The sequence below is a fragment of the Treponema sp. R8-4-B8 genome (genome assembly GCF_054786175.1).
The window spans coordinates 1-429 of sequence record NZ_BDHE01000462.1 but is presented as its reverse complement, the minus strand read 5'-3'; the positions used below and the strand labels follow the sequence as shown (position 1 = coordinate 429).

Genomic DNA, 429 nt, shown 5'->3' with positions numbered 1-429 from the left:
TGATATTAAATTTTGTAGAACGCTTGCAATATGCTTTCCCGCTTTTCCGCGGTGGCTCAAAGAATTTTTCTCTTGCGGCGAAAGCTCGGCAAGGGTGCGGCCAAGGGACGGTATCCAAAGAATCGGATCGTAACCAAAACCGCCTTCCCCTTTTATTCCGCTCTTTTTTACAATTTCCCCCTCAAGCGTTTCCTGAACAAGAAAAAAACGGTCGTCGCTAAATAAACGAACCATAGCGCAGACAAACCTCGCGCTTCGTTTTGGATTGTCCCCCAACTCGTCAAGAAGCATAATATTACGCCGTTCGCTTGTCTACTTTTGTCCTGTCTCCATTCCGTAACGGGCGGACAGTACGCCGGGCCTGCCGTCAAGAGCGCCCACGCTCCAGCCGGAATCACTCGCTATGTCAGGTTCCATTCAGCCAATGAT

The 429-nt window shown here is 49.7% G+C and carries 1 pseudogene; it reads right to left on the bottom strand.

Annotation, left to right across the window (positions count from 1 at the left end):
* Positions 1-417 (bottom strand): annotated as a pseudogene (locus ACYVRA_RS09255) (non-canonical purine NTP pyrophosphatase); the annotation flags it as partial.
* Positions 418-429 lie beyond the last annotated feature (12 nt).